Raw genomic sequence first — 17,433 nt, 5'->3', positions numbered from 1 at the left:
AGACGACGGGGTCCGTGGCCGCCGGGTCGCGAACCGCCTCTTTCCCGAGAGGTGGGGCACTGGTTCCCGGCCGGTACCGGGGAGGTACACCCGCTTCCGGCGCGCGAGGGCGGCGGCCGGGTGGGGTGCGCGGTGCGGCCGCAGTGCGGGGCGCCGGGGCCGCGCGGGTGGCCCGTCGCGCTCCCGGTCGCCGGGGTGCATCCCGAGGCATCCCGAGGCTCCGAGAGGTCCACGCGGCATGCCGGTGGACCTCCCCGGGACGGGTCAGGCCGCCAGTACGGCCGGTTCGTCCGCCTCGAGGAGCAGACCGGTCGGCGTGGCGCGGGCGCGGGCCACGCGCGAGCGCACGGTGCCGACCGGGCAGTCGCTGCGCTCGGCCGCCTCGCTGTAGGGCAGACCGAGGAGCTGGGTGAGCACGAACGCCTCCCGCCGGTCCTGCGGCAGCGCGGCCAGCAGATCCAGCAGGACGACGCCGTCGTCGAAGCCCGGCAGGCCGCGCGGCTGCGCCCGTTCGGCCCTGGGTACGGACATCGCCCCGGTCGCGTACCCAATCCCGGCCGTGTGGTGCGCATCACATCTCGTCCGCGCGCATCCAGGGAACCCGCGGGACGCTCCTCTGCTCTGATCTCCTCGCGGAACCCTCCGCGGAGGCAGACACGAACGGGGACTCATGACGACGCACACCCTGCCGCCGGAACGCTTCGAGGCGGAGCGGCCGCGCCTGCGGGCCATCGCCCACCGCATGCTCGGCTCGCTCGCCGAGGCCGACGACGCCGTGCAGGAGACCTGGCTGCGCGCCTCCCGGGCCGACATCGGCCAGGTGGAGAACCTCACCGCCTGGCTGACCACGGTGGTGGGCCGGGTGAGCCTGAACCTGCTGCGTGCGCGCCGGACACGGCGGGAGGAGCCGCTGGAGGCGTACACGGCCGACGCCCGGGAGGCGGCCGGCCCCGAGGAGGAGGCGCTGCTGGCCGACTCGGTCGGGGTGGCGCTCCTGGTCGTGCTGGACACGCTGACCCCCGACGAGCGGCTGGCGTTCGTGCTGCACGACCTGTTCGCGGTGCCGTTCGACGGCATCGCCCCGCTCGTCGAGCGCACACCGGCCGCCGCCCGGCAGCTCGCGAGCCGGGCCCGGCGGCGGGTCAGGGGCGGGACCGCCCCCGCCGCCGACCTGGGCCGGCAGCGGGAGGTGGTCGACGCGTTCCTGGCCGCCACCCGCGGCGGGGACTTCGAGGCGCTCCTGTCCCTGCTGCACCCCGACGTGGTGCTGACCGCCGACCGGTTCGTCGTGCCGACGCCGGAGCCGATCACGGTCAGCGGCGCCCGTCCCGTCGCCGAGGGAGCGATGGCGGCGACGGGCCGGGCCCGGTTCACCGGTGCCGCACTGCTCGACGGCCGGGTCGGCCTCGCGATGGCGCCGCACGGCCGACTGCGGCTGGTGCTCCTCTTCACGTTCACGGACGGGGGGATCACACGGATCGACGCCGTCGCGGACCGGGAGCGGCTGGCCGGGATCGAGGTGGCGCTGCCCGATCCCGCCGGGCTCGGTGCCGTCGTGCTCGGCCCGGCCGGTCCCGGCCCCGCCGCGCGCGCTCCCGAGGCGTCCGGTCCCGCCGCGCCCGGGGACTGACCGGCCCTCAGAACCACAGCAGGAGCGAGGCCGCCGCCGGCGCCGCGTAGACCAGCGGAAACGGCACGTGCGAGAACCAGCGGGCCCGCAGCACCGTCACGACGGCCCCGAGGAAGTACAGCACCAGGCCGGCGGCGGCCAGCGCTCCGACGACGGGAACCAACAGCCCGGCCAGGAGCCCGACCGCCCCGGCGGCCTTGGCGACGCCCAGCCACGGCCACCACGGGCGGGGCACGCCGTAGTCGGCCAGCGGCTTCACGGTCCACTCGGCCTCGAGGAAGACGGAGGCGGCCGAGAACCCGGCCATGACGGCTCCCAGCACGGTGACGACGACGTAGGCGGTGGACATGGCGGCGACTCCTCATCGGGGGGTCCGGGGCTCCCGGGTTCCGGGCCTTCCGGGCTTCCTTCACCTCCCCGACACCGCGCGCCGCACGAGTGTGACGACGGACGAGCGCCTTCGTACTGTGACCGTGCTCACACCGTCCGGCCGGCCAGGAACCACTTCGACGGCAGCTCGATCCGGGTGCCGTCGGGCAGGAACTCGGTGGTGGTGAGCGGGAGGTCGCCGGAGGCGAGGACGGTGAGTCCGGCGGCGCCCAGGTACACCGGCACCGCGTCGTCCGCGACCTCGCCGGGGGCGATGCCGTGCCGGAGGACCGGCGCGAGCTTCGGCGGCGGCCCGTCGGGGCTCTGGGCGAGATTGCCGAGGACGGGGCGGGCGGCCTCCGACAGTTCGACGAGGAAGGCGCGGCCGCGGTCGCCGAGGAGCGCGGCGATCCCGTCCACCAGCGGCTGCCGGTCGCCGGGCTCGCACTGGTGCAGGACGCCCCTCATGTAGACGTTGGCGTCGCCGAGTTCGGCGTGCAGCGACTCGGACTCGCCCTTCCCGGCGGCGTCCAGTTGCCGGTACGACGCCTGCCCGGCGGGGTCGGTACGGCGGGCGTGGTCGAGGGCCGCGGCGGCCAGGTCGACGCCGATGACGTGCGGGAACCGGTCGGCGAGGAAACGGGTCTGGGTGCCGTTGCCGCAGCCCAGGTCGATCAGCGGCAGTCCGGGATCGACCAGCCGGGGCTCGAAGAAGGCGAGGTGACGGGCGGCGGTCACCGCGGGGTCGGCGTCCCAGAACACCCCGCCCGCCTCCTCGGGGGCCTCCCGCCAGAAACCCTCCCAGGCATCCCGGTACCGACTCGTCACGCTCATGCCCAACTCCCCAGGGTGCGCGGCCGATCCGTCGTTGGTGACGGCCCAGTACGGTGTATCGCTCCCCGATGGTACGGACAAGCGCGGGGGCGCGTTCCTTCGCGCCCCGTTCGAGAGCGCACCCGGTCGCGCCCCGGCTCAGTGCCCGGGCAGCGTGAGTTCGAACCAGACGGACTTGCCGCCGCCGGTACGGCTGGCGCCCCACGCGCGGGCCAGTGTGCTCACCACGCGCAGCCCGCGTCCGTACTCGTCGCCGGGGCCGGCGCTCAGCAGGGTCGGCAGCTCGTGGTCGTCGTCGTCCACCTCGCACAGCAGGGTGTCCCCGCGGACCAGCCGCAGGGCGACGGGCCGGGCGTGGGAGTGCCGTACGGCGTTGGTGACCAGCTCACCGGCCAACAGCTCGGCGGAGTGGGCGAGCTTCGGCAGCCCCCACGCGTGGAGCTGTTCGCGGACCACCGCGCGGGCCCGGCCGGCCTGGCGCGGGTCGAGGGGGAAGGTCCACTCGGCGACGTCGTCGGGGGCGATGCCGTTGAGGCGGGCCATCAGCAGGGCCACGTCGTCCTTGCGGCCGCCACGGGTGTTGAGGGCGCGGATGACGGTGTCGCAGGCGTCGTCCATGGAGGCGGCCGGGTGGGCGGCCGACTCGCAGAGCGTGGCGAGGCCCACGCCGATGTCCTCGCCGCGCATCTCGACCAGGCCGTCGGTGCACATGACCAGCCGGTCGCCGGGCTCCACGCGTACGCGCACCGCCTCGAAGGGCACTCCGCCGACGCCGATCGGCGCTCCCGTGGGCAGGTCGAGCAGCCGGCTGCGGCCGTCGTCGGCGCGGACCAGCACGGGCGGGATGTGGCCCGCGTTGGCGAGGTGCAGTTCGCCCGCGATCGGGTCGTAGACGGCGTACAGGCAGGTCGCGAGGTAGGTGTCGCCGAGACGCTGGGCGAGGTCGTCGAGGTTGCGCAGGAGTTGCGCGGGCGGCAGGTCGAGGGCGGCCATGGTCTGGACGGCCGTGCGCAACTGGCCCATCATCGCGGCGGAGTTGAGACCGTGGCCCATGACGTCCCCGACGACGAGCGCGGTGCGGGCGCCGGGCAGTTTCACGGAGTCGAACCAGTCGCCGCCGACGCGGCCGAGCAGGGTGCCGGGCAGATAGCGGGTGGCGATGTCGCAGCCCGCCATCCGCGGCGGGATGTGCGGCAGCATGCTGTCCTGGAGCGTCTCGGCGACGGACTCCTGGTGGGTGTACATGCGCGCGTTGTCGAGCACGAGGCCGGCGCGGGCGGCGAGTTCGGCGCCGGTGACCCGGTCCATGTCGTTGAACTCGGCGCGCTCGGGGTGCCGCAGCAGGATCATGAACCCGAGGACGACGTCACGGGCCTTGAGCGGTACGACGAGCATGGAGCGGCCCGTGATCAGGGGCCGGATGTCACGCTTCTCGAACTGCGAGGCGATGGCGTGGCCCATCTGCTCGCTGATGCGCGGCACGAGGACCGGCTCGCCGGTGGTCATGCACTGGAAGAACGGCGTATGCGCCGGGAAGGGCATGGCCTCGCCGACGGGGACGACGTCGTCCCAGCGGCCGGGTTCGTCGGTGTGCTCGACGGCGACCCGGTGCCACAGGGTGGTCGTGTCCGGTACGCCCTCGGGGAAGCCCTCGCCGGCGACGACCTGTTCGCGCAGATAGGTGCCGGCGACGTCGGTGAAGCGGGGGACGACGGCCTTGCTGACCTCGACGATGGTGCGGGAAAGGTCGAGGGAGGTGCCGATCCGCCCGCTGACCTCGTTGAGGAATTCCAGGCGTTCGCGGACGGCGACGTGTTCCAGGTCCTCGCCCTCGTCGTCGGGGTCCTCGGGCTGCGGCAGGCCCGCGGCGGCCGCGCGTTCGGCGCGCTCGCGGCGGGCTCTGCGCCGGACGCGCCGGGCCACGCCCCAGTCCGGGGTGACGGGCACCCGGTCGTTGTGGCTGAACTCCAGGACGGGGTAGCCGAGTTCGAGGACCTGGGAGACGATGCGGGCGCTCTCGCCGACGCTCATGCTGGGCAGGATCTCGGGGAGCCCGCGGGCGAGTTCCTCGGCGCCGGGGAAGTCGGTGTGCAACGCGAAGCCGGGGGCGATCCGCTCGGCGAGCAGGCCGTCCGCGTGTTCGTCGCGGTGCAGGCCCTCCGCGTCGGCGGCCAGCACGAGCAGCCGCTCACGGCCCGGCCCGACGAGCGGGTACGCCCACCAGAGCACGTCGACCCGGGTCCGTTCGGGGACGGTCAGCCGGGCCCGTCCGGCGGCCGGGTAGCCGAGTCCGCCGTCGAGGGAGGTCCCCAGGCCGGGTCCGAGGCCGTCGGCGGCCGCGTACCCCTCGTAGGGGAGGTCCTCGTCCACTTCGGGGAGGGCGCCGGAGACGGGGAGGAGGTCGAGCGCGGACTGCCCGATGGCGTCGTCCTTGGGGACGCCGAACAGGCGGCGGGCGCCGGTGCTCCAGTGGGAGACGAGGCCTTCGCGGTCGACGACGACCACGGCGAGCGGGATGCGTCCGGCGTCGGCGGGCCCGGCCGCCGTACCGTTGCCGGCTCCGCGGCTGGGAGGCGTGTCCCGCTCGGTGCCACGGTCCATGGCCCAGGCCCTCTCTCCCCAGAGCTGTGCAAGATCTGTCCCGCAGGCACCACCGTACGGCGCGCGCCGCTCGGGATGTGCGGCATTTCTGGAATTGGTTCCACCCGGGCGGCACGGGGTGCCGCCCGCCCCCGTGTCCCCGTCAGTCCTCGTGGCCGAGCTGCAGGTCACGCTCCGTACGGCCGCCTCCGGCGACGTGCAGCACGGTGGCGACCGGCGGGTAGCCGGCGGCGATGACGGTGTACTCGCCGGACGCCAGGTCGACGAAGCGGAAGGTCCCGTCGGGGCCGGTGGTGAGGGTGTCGACGACGTTGCCCGCCGCGTCGAGGAGCGTCACGCGCGCGTCCTCGACGGGCCTGCCGCCGGTGGCCCGGACCGTGCCGCGCAGCAGGGCCCCGCCGGCGAGTTCGACGTCCTGGCGGGTCTCCCGGGAGGCCTGGACGGTGACGGGCAGCGCGGCCGGGCGGAAGGCGGGGGCGCTGGCGGCGAGGGTGTACTCGCCGGCCACCAGCTCGGTGATGACGTAGCCGCCCTCGCGTCCGCTGCGGGTGCTCGCCACGACCTCTCCGTGGACGTTGGTGAGGGTCACGGCGGCGTCCCGCACGGGGCTGCCGTCCGCGGTGAGCACGCTGCCCGCGAGGCGTCCGGCGCCGCCCAGGACGATGTCCAGCTCGACGGGGCGCTCCCCGACGGTGACCGAGACGGCCTGCGGCTGGTGCCCGCCCGCGGCGGCGATCAGGACGTAGGCCCCTGAGCCCGGTGTGGCCAGCGCGTACCGCCCGTCCTCGCCGCTGGCGCCCCGCCCGATCTGCTGTCCGGCGACGTCGATGAGGGTGAGCGCGGCGCGGGGGACGACGGTCCCGTCGGGGTGCTGCACCGTGCCGCAGACGGGGATTCCGGCGGTGTACGGGGAACGGGCCTGCGGGATCGGGGTGTTCACGGTCGCGGGCTCCGTTTCGGCGGCGTTGTGGGACACCAGCGGTCTCTCCTTGAGGAAGAAGGCGATGAGCAGGCCGAGGACGAGCACCGGTACGAGGTAGAGGAAGATCCTCGGCATGGCGTCGGCGTAGGCGCGGACGTAGGCGTCGCGCAGCGCCGGGGGCAGCGCGTGGACGAGCTGGGGGGTGAGGGACTGGGGGTCGGGCAGGCCGGTCCGCGTCCCCGCGGGCAGGCGCTCGCGCAGGGCGTCGGTGAGCCGGGCGGCGAAGAGCGTGCCGAAGACCGCGGCGCCGGCGCTGCCGCCGATCTGGCGGACGTAGTTGTGGGCGCTGGTGGCGGTGCCGAGGTCGGCGGGGCGCGCGGAGTTCTGCACGGCGAGGATCAGGACGGGCATGACCAGGCCGATGCCGGCGCCGAGGACGGCCGTCCAGAGGCCGTAGTGCAGCCGGGGCGTGTCGGTCCCGAGCCGGGACAGCAGCCACATGCCGAGCGCGGCCAGGGCGCAGCCGAGGACGGGGTAGATCTTGTAGCGGCCGGTGTGGGTGACGAGCTGCCCGGAGAGCACGGAGGCGGCGACGATGCCGCCCGTCATGGGCAGCATCAGCAGGCCGGACTCGGTGGCGGACACCCCGTCGACCATCTGCAGGAAGGTCGGCAGGTAGGCGGCGGCGCCGAACAGGGCGACGCCGGTCACCAGCCCGACCAGGCCGGTGACGGCGAAGACGGGGTCGCGCAGCAGCCGCAGGGGGACGAGGGGTTCGGCGGCGACGTGCTCGGCGAGGAGGAAGAGAGCGGTGGCGACGGCCGCTCCGGCGGCCAGTCCGAGGATGACGCGGGAGTCCCAGGCGTACTCGGTGCCGCCCCAGCCGGTCAGCAGGACGAGGCAGGTGGAGGCGGTGGCGAGCAGCAGGGTGCCGAGGATGTCGAAGCCCGCCCGGGCCCGCGGCTTCGGCAGTTTCAGCACGACGGTGACGACGGCGAGGGTGACCAGGCCGAAGGGGACGTTGACGTAGAAGCACCAGCGCCAGGAGAGGTGGTCGGTGAAGTAGCCGCCGAGCAGCGGTCCGGCGACGGAGGCGAGGCCGAAGGCCGCCCCGATGAGGCCCATGAAGCGGCCGCGCCGCCGGGGCGGCACGATGTCCGCGATGATCGCCTGCACGCCGATCATGAGGCCGCCCGCGCCGACGCCCTGCACGGCGCGGAAGGCGATCAGCTGGTCCATGGTCTGCGCCCGCCCGGCGAGCGCGGAGCCGACGACGAAGACGACGATGGCGAACTGGAAGACGCCCTTGCGGCCGAGGAGGTCGCCGAGCTTGCCGTAGACCGGCAGCCCGATCGTGGCGGTGAGGAGGTAGGCGGTGATCGTCCAGGACATCCGGTCCAGGCCGTGCAGCTCGCCGACGATCTTCGGCAGGGCGGTGGCGACGATCATCTGCTCCAGCGCCGCCAGCAACAGCGCGAGCATGAGGGAGAAGAAGACCAACCGCACCCGGCGCGGACCGAGTTCGGCGGTCGGGGGCGGTTCGGGGGCGGGGGCGCGCGGGGGCGCCGCGGGGGTGCTCGGCGGTCCGCCGTGGAGTGAGCCCCGCATCAGAGTGGTCCCGCGCACCTGCCGCTCCCCTCGTCGCACCTGCCACACGGTTGCCGCGTACAGCGGCAACTCCGGGCAAGCGCGACGAGTTACGGCACAGACCCGGTCCGAAGGGAGAACCACTCGAACCGGTGAGGGGGGCCAACGGTCAAGGGCGGTCGGGCCCTTGACGCGGGGAGCTACTTCTCGACCTCGGCGGCGAGGTTGGCGAGGATCGCGCCGTAGATCCGGCCGAGACCCTTGGGGGCGAAGGTCTTCTCGAAGAAGCCGCCGATGCCGCCGGCGCCGGTCCAGGTGGTGGTCACCACGACGCGGGACCTGCCCTCGCCGGCCGGGGTGACGCGCCAGACGGTGACCATCGAGGAGTTGCGGTCCTTCTCGACGAGCTCGCCGTCGGTGGGCTCGGTGACCTCCAGGAGGCAGTCGCGGACGCGCTTGCTGGTGGCCTGGAGCTTCCAGTGGACGAGGGTGCCCTCGCCGTCGCCGCCCTCGCGCACCTCGTACTCGCTGAAGTGCTCGGGGAGCAGCCTCGCGCGCGTGCCGCTGTAGTCGGCGAGCGTGTCGAACACCTTCTCCGGGTCCGCCGCGACGACCCGCTCGGTGGTGGCTTCGACCTGCGCCATGGGGTTCCTCCAGGTCCTTGTGTCTCGGGATGGGGGCAAGCCAACCACCCCGGTCCCCGGCCGCCAAATCGGGGTGGCGCAAGCGGTCGCGGGCCGATCGGAAAGGACTCCCGCACGATCATGGGAACAGATGTTCTATTGTGGGCCCAGTGCTACCGAGGAGGCGTCATGCGCTGGGAGAACCTCACCGTGGAATCCCGTCACGACCGGGCGGCGGACGCCGCGCTGTTCGGCGCGGACGCGGTCACGACCAGGACCTTCGACACTCCCGAGTTCCGCGGGATGACCTTCCACGAGGTGCGCGCCCGCTCGATCCTCAACCGGGTGCCGGGCGCCTCCCGGATGCCGTTCGAGTGGACCGTCAACCCCTACCGCGGGTGCACGCACGCGTGCGTGTACTGCTTCGCCCGCAAGACGCACAGCTACCTCGACCTGGACACCGGCATCGGCTTCGACACCCAGATCGTCGTCAAGGTGAACGCGCCCGAACTGCTGCGCCGCCAGCTCGCCTCGCCGCGCTGGCACGGCGAGCACGTCGCCATGGGCACCAACGTCGACTGCTACCAGCGCGCGGAGGGCCGCTACCGGCTGATGCCGGGCATCCTGGCGGCCCTGCGCGACCGGGCGAACCCCTTCTCGATCCTGACCAAGGGCACCCTGATCCTGCGCGACCTGGACCTGCTGAAGCAGTCCGCCGAGGTGACCGACGTGGGCATCTCCGTGTCGGTCGGCTTCACGGACACCGAGCTGTGGCGCACCGTCGAGCCGGGCACGCCGGCCCCCGAGCGCCGCCTGGACGTCGTACGGACCCTCGGCGAGCACGGCATCGGATGCGGGGTGCTGATGGCGCCCGTGATCCCCTTCCTCGGCGACGAGCCGGCCCAACTGCGGGACACCGTGCGGGCGATCGCCGCGGCCGGGGCCACCTCCGTCACCCCCCTGGTGCTGCATCTGCGGCCCGGCGCCCGCGAGTGGTTCATGGCGTGGCTCGGCCGGCACCATCCGCACCTGGTGCGCCGCTACGAGCGGCTCTACGCGGACGGCGCCTACGCGCCGAAGTGGTACCAGCGCCGGATCACCCGCCAGGTCCACGACCTGGCCGAGGAGTACGGGATCGGCCCCACGCGCGCGGGGACGCCCCGCAGGATCCGGCCGCCCGAGCCGGTGGAGGAGCCCGTGGCCTCCGGCCCGACCCAACTGACCCTGCTCTGAGCGCGTTCGAGGGCATCCCGCGACCCAAACGGGTCAAGTATCGCCGGAACAGGTTCTCGCGGGCCCGCTCTCCGGGACGATGCGCCGAGGGCCGTGATCCACGCGGTCCGTCGACCTCCGTCCTGGGAGGACTCCATGAGAAGACGCACGGCCGTGCTGTGCGGTGCCGCGATCGTCGTGGCCGGGACGTTGACCGCCGTGCCCGCGGGTGCGAGCCCGTCGCACGCCCCGGAGCCCGTCCCGGCGGCGAAGCTCACCTGGAAGAAGTGCGCCACCGCCGACCACCCGAGGCTGCAGTGCGCGTTCCTGAAGGTGCCGCTCGACCACCGCAACCGGTCGGGCAAGCAGATCACGCTCGCGCTCTCCCGCGTCCCGCACACCGCGAAGCACTACCAGGGGCCGCTGCTGGTCAACCCCGGCGGTCCCGGCGGCAGCGGGCTGACGCTCGCCGGGTTCGTCGCGTCGGCCCTGCCGAAGGACGTGGCCGCCCAGTACGACGTCATCGGCTTCGACCCCCGCGGGGTGGGCAGGAGCACGCCCGCCCTGAACTGCGGTCCCGGCCACTTCGGCCCGGTGCGGCCCGACTCCCTGCCGGGCACCGCGGCGGTCGAACGGGCCAACCTCGATCGCGCCAGGTCCTTCGCCGCGGCCTGCGGCCAGAAGTACGCGAGCGTGCTGCCGTACCTCGACACGCGCAGCGCCGCCCGGGACATGGACGCGATCCGCCACGCCCTCGGCGCGCCGCGGCTGAACTACTTCGGCTACTCGTACGGCACGTACCTGGGCACGGTCTACGCCAAGCTGTTCCCGCAGCGGGTGCGGCGTCTGGTCCTCGACTCGGTCGTCGACCCCGGCGGCGTGTGGTACGACGACAACCTCGCCCAGGACCACGCCTTCGACGCCCGCCACCGGGCCCTGATGGCGTGGATCGCCCGCCACGACGCCACCTACCGGCTCGGCACCGACCCGGGGACGGTCGAGGCCCGGTGGTACGCGATGCGGACGGCGCTGGCGAAGACCCCGGCGGGCGGCACGGTGGGCGCCGCGGAGCTGGAGGACACCTTCCTGCCGGGCGGCTACTACAACGGCTACTGGCCCTACCTCGCCGAGGCGTTCGCCGCGTACGTCAACGACGCGGACACGGCCCCGCTGGTCGAGGCGTACCGGCACTTCGCCGCGGTCGACCCCGCGGGCGAGAACGGCTACAGCGTCTACACCGCGGTGCAGTGCCGCGACGCCTCCTGGCCGCGGGACTGGGACGCCTGGCGGTCGGACAACTGGGCGGTGCACGAGAAGGCGCCGTTCATGACCTGGAACAACGCCTGGTACAACGCCCCGTGCGCGTTCTGGCCGACCCGCTCGCGGGGTCCGGTGAACGTCACCAACGGCAAGCTGCCGCCGGCCCTGCTGTTCCAGGCGACGGAGGACGCGGCCACCCCCTACGAGGGCGGTGCGACGGTCCACGCCCTGCTGCGCGGGTCGAGCCTCGTCGTCGAGGAGGGCGGCGGCAACCACGGCATCACGCTGAGCGGGAACGCCTGCCTGGACAAGCACCTGGCGGCGTACCTGACGGACGGCACGGTGCCGCGCGGCAGCGGCGGCACGGCCGACGCGGTGTGCGCCGCGCTGCCCGACCCCAAACCGCTCGACGCGAAGGTCGCCTCGAGCACCGCCCACGGCTCCGCCCTCCACGGGCTGCTCGGCTTCCGGGGCTGAGGCTCCTGCCGTCCGGCGACCCGTCGGGGGCGTCGTCGGACCCGTGGTCCAGCATGGAGGGCATGAGTGAGCTGACCAGGATCCCCTCCCCCGACGGCGTCGCCGCGGCCGCCCAGTACACGCACGTCGTCCTGGGCACCGGCCGTTTCGTGGCCGTCTCCGGGCAACTTCCCCTCGACGAACACCACGCGCTGGTCGGCGCGGGCGACCCCGAGGCCCAGGCGCGTCAGGTCTTCGAGAACCTGCGGCGCTGCCTCGCCGCCGCGGGCGCGACCTTCGACCACGTCGTCAAACTCACCTACTTCGTCACGGACATGGCCCACATGCCGGCGATCCGCGCGGCGCGCGCCGCGCACATACCCGACGACCGCCTCCCGGCCTCCTCGGCCGTGCAGGTCTCCGCACTGGTGCGCCCCGAGTTCCTGATGGAGATCGAGGCGTTCGCGGTGGTGCCCGAGTGACGGCTCCGCTGGTCCGCGCGATGACGCTCGCCGACTGCGACCGTGTCGCCGAGATCCGCATCCGCGGATGGCGGACCGCCTACCGGGGCCTCGTCCCGCAGTCCCACCTCGACGCGCTCAGCGTCGCCGAGGACGCCGAGCGGCGCCGCAGCCGGCTCTCGCGGGGCGACGGCAGCGTGGTGAACCTGGTCGCGGAGCAGGCCGGCGAGGTGGTGGGCTGGGCGGCCCACGGCCCCTACCGCGACGGCGAACACCGCACACCGGGCGCCGAGTTGTACGCGCTCTACGTCCACTCCGCCCACGTCGGCACCGGCATCGGGCGGACGCTCCTCACCGAGGCGGTGCGGCAGAACGAGGCCCGCGGCCACCGGCGCATGTACCTGTGGGTCCTCAAGGACAACACGCCCGCCCGCGCCTTCTACGCACGGGCGGGCTTCCACGCCGACGGCGCCGAGGAACCCTTCGAGGTGGACGGGGTGGCGGTCCCGGAGGTGCGGTACGTGAGGGACCTGACGGCCCGGCAGTGAAACCCCCTCCCCCGCGCGCGGCCGAAGTCGCTCACCGTTGCCGCGGGATCCGCCCCAGCGCCCGCACGGCCGCCTCCGCGAGGACCGGGTGGGCGAGGGCCTCGTTCAGGACGGGGCGGGCGCGGTCGTCGCCGAGGGCGCCGAGGCCGTCGACGCAGGCGAGGGCCACCCCGCGGTAGGGGTCGTGCGGGCGCAGCCGGCGCCGCAGGGTGGTGATCAGCGCGGGCACGGACTCGGGCGCGCGCAGCTCCACCAGGAGCCGGACGGGGTGCAGGGCGTAGGCGACGCGCAGTTCGTTGGTGGCCAGGGCGGCCGCGGCGCGCGCGGTGCGCGGGTCACCGAGGCGGGCCAGGGCGTAGGCGGCGGAGGCGCAGCGCGGTGGGTCGCGGTGGTTGAGCAGCAGGACGAGGGCTTCGAAGGCCCGCCGGTCCCCGGCGAGCCCGAGCCGGAACGCGGCCAGCTCCCGGGCCCACAGCGGCCTCCCCGACTCGGTGAGCACGCCCGCCAGTTCGTCGCGGTCGGTGGTGTCCGCCAGCCGTTCGTAGGCCGCCGTCCCGCCCGACTCCCGCCGTAAGCGCTCGGTGAGCGCCCGCAACTCTTCGTCCATGGGTCGAGGGTAGGGGCTGGCGCGCGGCCCCGGGGACGGGCGGCGCGCAGCGGCGCACGGAAGCACGACGAGCGCACGTTCCGGGATCGCGAACGCGCCTGCGAGATACGCACGCCCGTTCCCCGTCCGGCCCGCGACGGGCGCCGGTGCGGTCCCTCCTCCCCCAGTGACGTGCAGCAATGCCGCAGGACCCGGACACGGAGCGCGACCTCATGCCCAACTCCGGTCACTCGCAGGCGTATTCGCGTCACTTTCGAAGGAAGATCGTCCGCCCGGGTGTGCTCGCGGGACGGAAAGAGGTGGCCGACCTCGTCAGTACGATGACCCATCCAACGGCCCGAGGGACGGCCGTTGTGGACGCATCCCCCACCGCCGCGCACATCACCGGGCAGTGGTCTACCCAAGAATGATCACAGAGCGTTGCTACCGATAAGTAATGAGTCATCGAGTGGCTGCGAGACCGACAGGAAAGGGTCCGCGGTCACCCCCCTGATGATGTGTGCCGTCGATGCGGAGCCGATGGGCTCCTGCACCGAGGCGCCCGGCGGCGCCGTCGCTTTGTCCGAAGGGCCTTGAACACATGAGTTCTTCCCCGCCACTCGATCGGTCCCACCAACGCGGACTGATACGCGGTCTGTTCCACAAGGTGCGGCTCGACACGTTCGAGACCTACGACGACCCGCGCTGCAACATCACGGCCGTCACCCAGGAGGCCTTCGCCCGGACGCTGCCCCGCCTCCCCGCCGGAACCGGCGTCGGAGAGGCGTACGAGCGGCTGATGGACATGACCATGCAGCTGGCGGCCGACGACGTGCAGGGGCTGCGGGACCGTCGCGGCCCCTGCGAGGTGCACCTGATCCCCCTCGTCTCGCTGTACGGCTTCAGGTTCGGCGAGCTGGACGACGAGTTCCGTCCCTGGCTGGTCCAGGTCGACGCCCTGCCGAAGAAGCGGCGGGCGGTCTACCGGCTCATCGCCTCCCTGGGCTGGACCAACGCCAGGACCGCCGAGGTGCTGGGCTGCTCCGAGGGCTGGACCAGCAAGCTCATGAAACAGGCCAAGGACGACCTGACGACCGCCGGCGTCTCCGTGGAGGAGCTCCAGAAGGGCTTCTTCGACGTGGAGACCGACAGAAGGAAGGAGAAGGCATGCCCCATGTGACGACACACCGCCGCGCGGCGCGTCTGATCGACCATGCCGCTCCACCCACTCCGCAGGAGTGGCTGGAGAACGATGCCCGGTACTTCGAGGACATCGAGGCGGAGATCGAGCGGCGGGCGGCGGGGGGCGATCCCGGCGAGGCTCCCTGGACCTCACCGCTGTACTTCGACACGGCACGCAACCCGTCCGCCGCGCGAAGCGCCCTGCTCGCCCTGCGTCACCTGCCGGGCGGGGCGATCGTCCGCCTGGTCCTGGACCGGCTGCTCCACGGGGAGAGCGTCCGTTCGAGGACCGGACCGCGCCAGGCCCGGCACGAGGACACCGACGGCGACGCCCCCGGGCACCGCACCCCCGACGGCCGCACCCACCGCGCCGAAGGCACGGCCGGTCCGCCCCCGCGGGGCGGCCGTGCCGTCGTGACGCAGCCCGCGAGCGCGGAGGCGCTGGTCGGCTGACGCCCCGACGGAGCCGCCGCTCCCCCTCCCCGGCGGAGCGGCGGCGTCCGGCGCCCCACCCCCGGCCCCGAACAGAAAGCGCACCACGATGGCGACCCACGAGATTCCACCGCGGCCGGAGGCCGAGAGCCCGGATCCGTCCGGCGACGAGCCCACCGCGCCCGCCGCCGCTCCGGCCGTCCCCGCCGTCCCGGCCGCCGCTCCGGCCGTCCCCGCCGGTGGCGAGGCCACCGCCGTACGCGACTTCGCCGGCGGCCGGCGGCTGCGCCGGCGCCTCCTCGCCCTCAAGACCACCATCTACGCGCTGGTCGCCGGCTGCCTCTGCGCCATCGGCCTCGCCATCGTGGAGGTGACCGGCCGGCCCGTCCTCGCCGGGGTCTACGTCGGCCTGGCCTCGGTCGCCGTGGCCGGCATCGGAGTCTGCGTCACCGTCTACCTGCACATCCGCCGCAAGGACGGTTCGGGCGGCGACACCTGAGGACCGGTCGGGCGGCCGCGGAGCGAGCCACCTCACAACGACAGAGGGCTGGCGCGCTCGTTACTCACGGGTTAAGCTCATACGAGCGAGTCACCCACTCGCACACCCGCTTGCGGCGGCCTGGTGACGCAGCCGTCGCAACGCAGGCACCTCCCCCGCCCCCGAGGCGGTGGAGGGAAGTCGGTTCGGTACACCACGTACCTCCCGTACGACCCGGCCTCGGGACAGGGCCGGTCGGTCATCACCGTTCCTCGGACGTGTGCACGTCCGCAGCGACGGTCCCGGGCGTGTGCGCTCGCAGCCCGGCAACACCCGCACTCCTCGACGCACCCGGTGCGCCCGGGCCTCTCCGGAGACCCTCGGCGCACCCGGGCGCATTCCCAGTCGTCACCCTCATTCTCTGGAGTCCCGCGATGGCCACTCCCCTGTCCCCCGCCTCTCAGTCCCCGCTGCGGACGATCGCCGTCGTCGGCCTCGGCACCATGGGCACCGGCATCACCGAGGTCCTGGCCAAGGCCGGCCGCGAGGTGATCGGCATCGACGTCAGCGAGGCCCAGGCCGCGCGGTCCCTCGCCGCGCTGGAGGCCTCCACCGCCCGCGCCGTGGAGCGCGGCCGGCTGACCGAACAGGAGCGCGCGGACGCCCTCTCCCGCGTCCGCACCTCCACCGACCTGCGGGCGGCGGCCGACGCCGACCTCGTCATCGAGGTGGCGCCGGAGTCGTACGAGATCAAGCAGCAGCTCTTCCGGGAGCTGGACGGGATCGTGCGGCCCGAGGCGATCCTGGCGACCGGGACCAACGCGCTGTCCGTCACCCGGCTCGCCGCCGACTCGGCGCGCCCGGAGCGGGTGCTCGGACTGCACTTCTTCAACCCGGCGCCGGCGATGAAGCTGGTCGAGATCGTCTCCTCGGTGCTGACCGCGCCGGCCGCCGTCACCGCCGTCACCGACCTCGCCCTCGACCTGGGCAAGGAGCCGGTCGCGGTCGGCGACCGCCCCGGGTTCGTCGCGGACGGGCTGCTGTTCGGCTACCTCAACCAGGCCGCCGCGATGTACGAGGCGAAGTACGCCTCCCGTGAGGACATCGACGCCGCGATGCGGCTGGGCTGCGGCCTGCCGATGGGCCCGCTCGCCCTGCTCGACCTGATCGGCATCGACACCGCGCGCACGGTCCTCGAGGCCATGTACGCCGCCTCCCACGACCGGCTGCACGCCCCCGCGCCCATCCTCAAGCAGCTCAGCGAGGCCGGCCTGACCGGCCGCAAGTCGGGCCGCGGCTTCTACACCTACGAGGCGCCGAACAGCGCGACGGTCGTGCACGACGCGCTGACCCCCGCTTCCGGCGGTACCGGGATCCCCGGCCGTCCGGTCCGCTCGGTCGGTGTCGCGGGCTCCGGGACGATGGCCTCGGGCATCGCCGAGGTCTTCGCCAAGGCGGGCTACGACGTCATCCTGGCCGCCCGCAGCGAGGAGAAGGCGCAGACCGCGAAGGCCCGGATCGGCAAGTCGCTGTCGCGTTCCGTCGACAAGGGCCGGCTCACCGCGGAGGCCGCCGCGCAGACCCTGGACCGGATCACCCCGGCCGGCTCCTACGACGCCTTCGCCGACGTCGACCTGGCCGTCGAGGCGATCGCCGAGGACCTGGAGGTCAAGCGGCAGCTGTTCGCGACGCTGGACAAGGTGTGCAAGCCGGGCGCGGTGCTGGCGACGACCACCTCCTCGCTGCCGGTCGTCGCGCTGGCCCGCGCGACCTCGCGTCCCCAGGACGTGATCGGCATGCACTTCTTCAACCCCGCGCCCGCGATGAAGCTGGTCGAGGTCGTCCGTACCGTGCTGACCGGCGAGGACGTCCACGCGACGGTCCACGAGGTGTGCCGCAAGGTCAGGAAGCACGCCGTGGACTGCGGCGACCGCGCGGGCTTCATCGTGAACGCGCTGCTGTTCCCGTACCTCAACAACGCGATCAAGATGGTGCAGGAGCACTACGCGTCACTCGACGACATCGACGCGGCGATGAAGCTGGGCGGCGGCTACCCGATGGGCCCCTTCGAACTGCTGGACGTCGTCGGGCTCGACGTCTCGCTCGCCATCGAGAAGGTGCTGCACCGCGAGTTCCGCGACCCGGGACTGGCTCCGGCGCCGCTCCTGGAGCACCTGGTGGCCGCGGGCTGCCTCGGCCGCAAGACGGGCCGCGGCTTCCGCGAATATGCCCGCCGCTGACGGCGTCGGCGA

Annotated in this window: 16 protein-coding genes; 9 read left to right on the top strand and 7 right to left on the bottom strand. The window is 73.6% G+C overall.

The annotated features are described in order from the left end of the window. Positions 1 to 264: 264 nt before the first annotated feature. The gene (locus ACIHAR_RS10205) at positions 265 to 813 is read right to left on the bottom strand and encodes a sigma factor-like helix-turn-helix DNA-binding protein (RefSeq protein WP_400018446.1); all 549 of its coding nucleotides are present in this window, start codon (positions 811 to 813) and stop codon (positions 265 to 267) included. Here ACIHAR_RS10205 and ACIHAR_RS10200 point away from each other — a divergent pair. After that, a complete protein-coding gene (locus ACIHAR_RS10200; protein ID WP_400018444.1) occupies positions 743 to 1,630 on the top strand; it encodes a sigma factor in 888 nt (295 codons plus the stop codon). The two genes, ACIHAR_RS10205 and ACIHAR_RS10200, sit on opposite strands and share 71 nt — an antisense overlap. Before the next feature lie 7 nt (positions 1,631 to 1,637). Here ACIHAR_RS10200 and ACIHAR_RS10195 read toward each other — a convergent pair whose 3' ends face one another. The 5 genes from ACIHAR_RS10195 to ACIHAR_RS10175 form a co-directional block, all read right to left on the bottom strand. Continuing rightward, entirely contained in the window at positions 1,638 to 1,979 is a 342-nt protein-coding gene (locus ACIHAR_RS10195) for a DoxX family protein (RefSeq protein WP_400018442.1), read from the bottom strand. A gap of 128 nt (positions 1,980 to 2,107) precedes the next feature. Beyond that, entirely contained in the window at positions 2,108 to 2,833 is a 726-nt protein-coding gene (locus ACIHAR_RS10190) for a methyltransferase domain-containing protein (RefSeq protein ID WP_400018440.1), read from the bottom strand. A 138-nt stretch (positions 2,834 to 2,971) separates the two neighbouring features. Next, entirely contained in the window at positions 2,972 to 5,434 is a 2,463-nt protein-coding gene (locus ACIHAR_RS10185; protein ID WP_400018438.1) for a SpoIIE family protein phosphatase, read from the bottom strand. A gap of 142 nt (positions 5,435 to 5,576) precedes the next feature. Continuing rightward, positions 5,577 to 7,982, bottom strand: a complete 2,406-nt coding sequence (locus ACIHAR_RS10180; protein WP_400018435.1) for an MFS transporter — start codon at positions 7,980 to 7,982, stop codon at positions 5,577 to 5,579. A 161-nt stretch (positions 7,983 to 8,143) separates the two neighbouring features. Beyond that, positions 8,144 to 8,587, bottom strand: coding sequence for an SRPBCC family protein (locus ACIHAR_RS10175; RefSeq protein ID WP_365459372.1), 444 nt, complete (start codon positions 8,585 to 8,587; stop codon positions 8,144 to 8,146). Between the two features lie 168 nt (positions 8,588 to 8,755). On the opposite strand from ACIHAR_RS10175, the gene ACIHAR_RS10170 reads away from it, so the two are divergent. From ACIHAR_RS10170 to ACIHAR_RS10155, 4 genes are all read left to right on the top strand, one after another. Next, positions 8,756 to 9,799 carry an Rv2578c family radical SAM protein gene (locus tag ACIHAR_RS10170; protein ID WP_365459369.1) on the top strand — a complete coding sequence of 348 codons (1,044 nt, stop codon included), beginning with the start codon at positions 8,756 to 8,758 and terminating at the stop codon, positions 9,797 to 9,799. Positions 9,800 to 9,934: 135 nt separating this feature from the next. Further along, positions 9,935 to 11,515, top strand: coding sequence for an alpha/beta hydrolase (locus ACIHAR_RS10165; RefSeq protein ID WP_400018433.1), 1,581 nt, complete (start codon positions 9,935 to 9,937; stop codon positions 11,513 to 11,515). Positions 11,516 to 11,577: 62 nt separating this feature from the next. Beyond that, on the top strand, positions 11,578 to 11,976 hold the full coding sequence (locus tag ACIHAR_RS10160; RefSeq protein ID WP_365459363.1) for a RidA family protein: 399 nt from the start codon (positions 11,578 to 11,580) through the stop codon (positions 11,974 to 11,976). Then, a complete protein-coding gene (locus ACIHAR_RS10155; RefSeq protein ID WP_400018430.1) occupies positions 11,973 to 12,503 on the top strand; it encodes a GNAT family N-acetyltransferase in 531 nt (176 codons plus the stop codon). Before ACIHAR_RS10160 ends, ACIHAR_RS10155 begins: the two co-directional genes overlap by 4 nt. Positions 12,504 to 12,534: 31 nt before the next feature. On the opposite strand, the gene ACIHAR_RS10150 is transcribed toward ACIHAR_RS10155, so the two are convergent. Beyond that, positions 12,535 to 13,110 carry an adenylosuccinate lyase gene (locus ACIHAR_RS10150; protein ID WP_365459360.1) on the bottom strand — a complete coding sequence of 192 codons (576 nt, stop codon included), beginning with the start codon at positions 13,108 to 13,110 and terminating at the stop codon, positions 12,535 to 12,537. Positions 13,111 to 13,756: 646 nt separating this feature from the next. Between ACIHAR_RS10150 and ACIHAR_RS10145 the strand changes: the two genes are divergently transcribed. The 4 genes from ACIHAR_RS10145 to ACIHAR_RS10130 all read left to right on the top strand — a co-directional run bounded on the left by ACIHAR_RS10145 (position 13,757) and on the right by ACIHAR_RS10130 (position 17,421). Next, on the top strand, positions 13,757 to 14,269 hold the full coding sequence (locus tag ACIHAR_RS10145) for a hypothetical protein (protein ID WP_400018428.1): 513 nt from the start codon (positions 13,757 to 13,759) through the stop codon (positions 14,267 to 14,269). Then, on the top strand, positions 14,257 to 14,724 hold the full coding sequence (locus ACIHAR_RS10140; RefSeq protein ID WP_400018426.1) for a hypothetical protein: 468 nt from the start codon (positions 14,257 to 14,259) through the stop codon (positions 14,722 to 14,724). Before ACIHAR_RS10145 ends, ACIHAR_RS10140 begins: the two co-directional genes overlap by 13 nt. A gap of 88 nt (positions 14,725 to 14,812) precedes the next feature. Further along, on the top strand, positions 14,813 to 15,202 hold the full coding sequence (locus ACIHAR_RS10135; RefSeq protein WP_365459351.1) for a hypothetical protein: 390 nt from the start codon (positions 14,813 to 14,815) through the stop codon (positions 15,200 to 15,202). Between the two features lie 413 nt (positions 15,203 to 15,615). Then, positions 15,616 to 17,421, top strand: a complete 1,806-nt coding sequence (locus ACIHAR_RS10130) for a 3-hydroxyacyl-CoA dehydrogenase family protein (RefSeq protein ID WP_400018423.1) — start codon at positions 15,616 to 15,618, stop codon at positions 17,419 to 17,421. The last annotated feature ends 12 nt before the right edge of the window (positions 17,422 to 17,433 follow it).

Source organism: Streptomyces sp. NPDC052016 (assembly GCF_044548445.1).
Taxonomy (GTDB): domain Bacteria; phylum Actinomycetota; class Actinomycetes; order Streptomycetales; family Streptomycetaceae; genus Streptomyces.
This window is presented reverse-complemented; position numbering and strand designations above follow the sequence as displayed.

What these genes read in the sequence shown, in the direction of transcription:
- ACIHAR_RS10195 (WP_400018442.1), bottom strand. Translation starts at nt 1,979, where the DNA reads ATGTCCACCGCCTACGTCGTCGTCACCGTGCTGGGAGCCGTCATGGCC.
- ACIHAR_RS10130 (WP_400018423.1), top strand. Translation starts at nt 15,616, where the DNA reads ATGGCCACTCCCCTGTCCCCCGCCTCTCAGTCCCCGCTGCGGACGATC.
- ACIHAR_RS10170 (WP_365459369.1), top strand. Translation starts at nt 8,756, where the DNA reads ATGCGCTGGGAGAACCTCACCGTGGAATCCCGTCACGACCGGGCGGCG.
- ACIHAR_RS10165 (WP_400018433.1), top strand. Translation starts at nt 9,935, where the DNA reads ATGAGAAGACGCACGGCCGTGCTGTGCGGTGCCGCGATCGTCGTGGCC.
- ACIHAR_RS10190 (WP_400018440.1), bottom strand. Translation starts at nt 2,833, where the DNA reads ATGAGCGTGACGAGTCGGTACCGGGATGCCTGGGAGGGTTTCTGGCGG.
- ACIHAR_RS10135 (WP_365459351.1), top strand. Translation starts at nt 14,813, where the DNA reads ATGGCGACCCACGAGATTCCACCGCGGCCGGAGGCCGAGAGCCCGGAT.
- ACIHAR_RS10200 (WP_400018444.1), top strand. Translation starts at nt 743, where the DNA reads ATGCTCGGCTCGCTCGCCGAGGCCGACGACGCCGTGCAGGAGACCTGG.
- ACIHAR_RS10150 (WP_365459360.1), bottom strand. Translation starts at nt 13,110, where the DNA reads ATGGACGAAGAGTTGCGGGCGCTCACCGAGCGCTTACGGCGGGAGTCG.
- ACIHAR_RS10185 (WP_400018438.1), bottom strand. Translation starts at nt 5,434, where the DNA reads ATGGACCGTGGCACCGAGCGGGACACGCCTCCCAGCCGCGGAGCCGGC.
- ACIHAR_RS10160 (WP_365459363.1), top strand. Translation starts at nt 11,578, where the DNA reads ATGAGTGAGCTGACCAGGATCCCCTCCCCCGACGGCGTCGCCGCGGCC.
- ACIHAR_RS10205 (WP_400018446.1), bottom strand. Translation starts at nt 813, where the DNA reads ATGTCGGCCCGGGAGGCGCGCAGCCAGGTCTCCTGCACGGCGTCGTCG.
- ACIHAR_RS10140 (WP_400018426.1), top strand. Translation starts at nt 14,257, where the DNA reads ATGCCCCATGTGACGACACACCGCCGCGCGGCGCGTCTGATCGACCAT.
- ACIHAR_RS10175 (WP_365459372.1), bottom strand. Translation starts at nt 8,587, where the DNA reads ATGGCGCAGGTCGAAGCCACCACCGAGCGGGTCGTCGCGGCGGACCCG.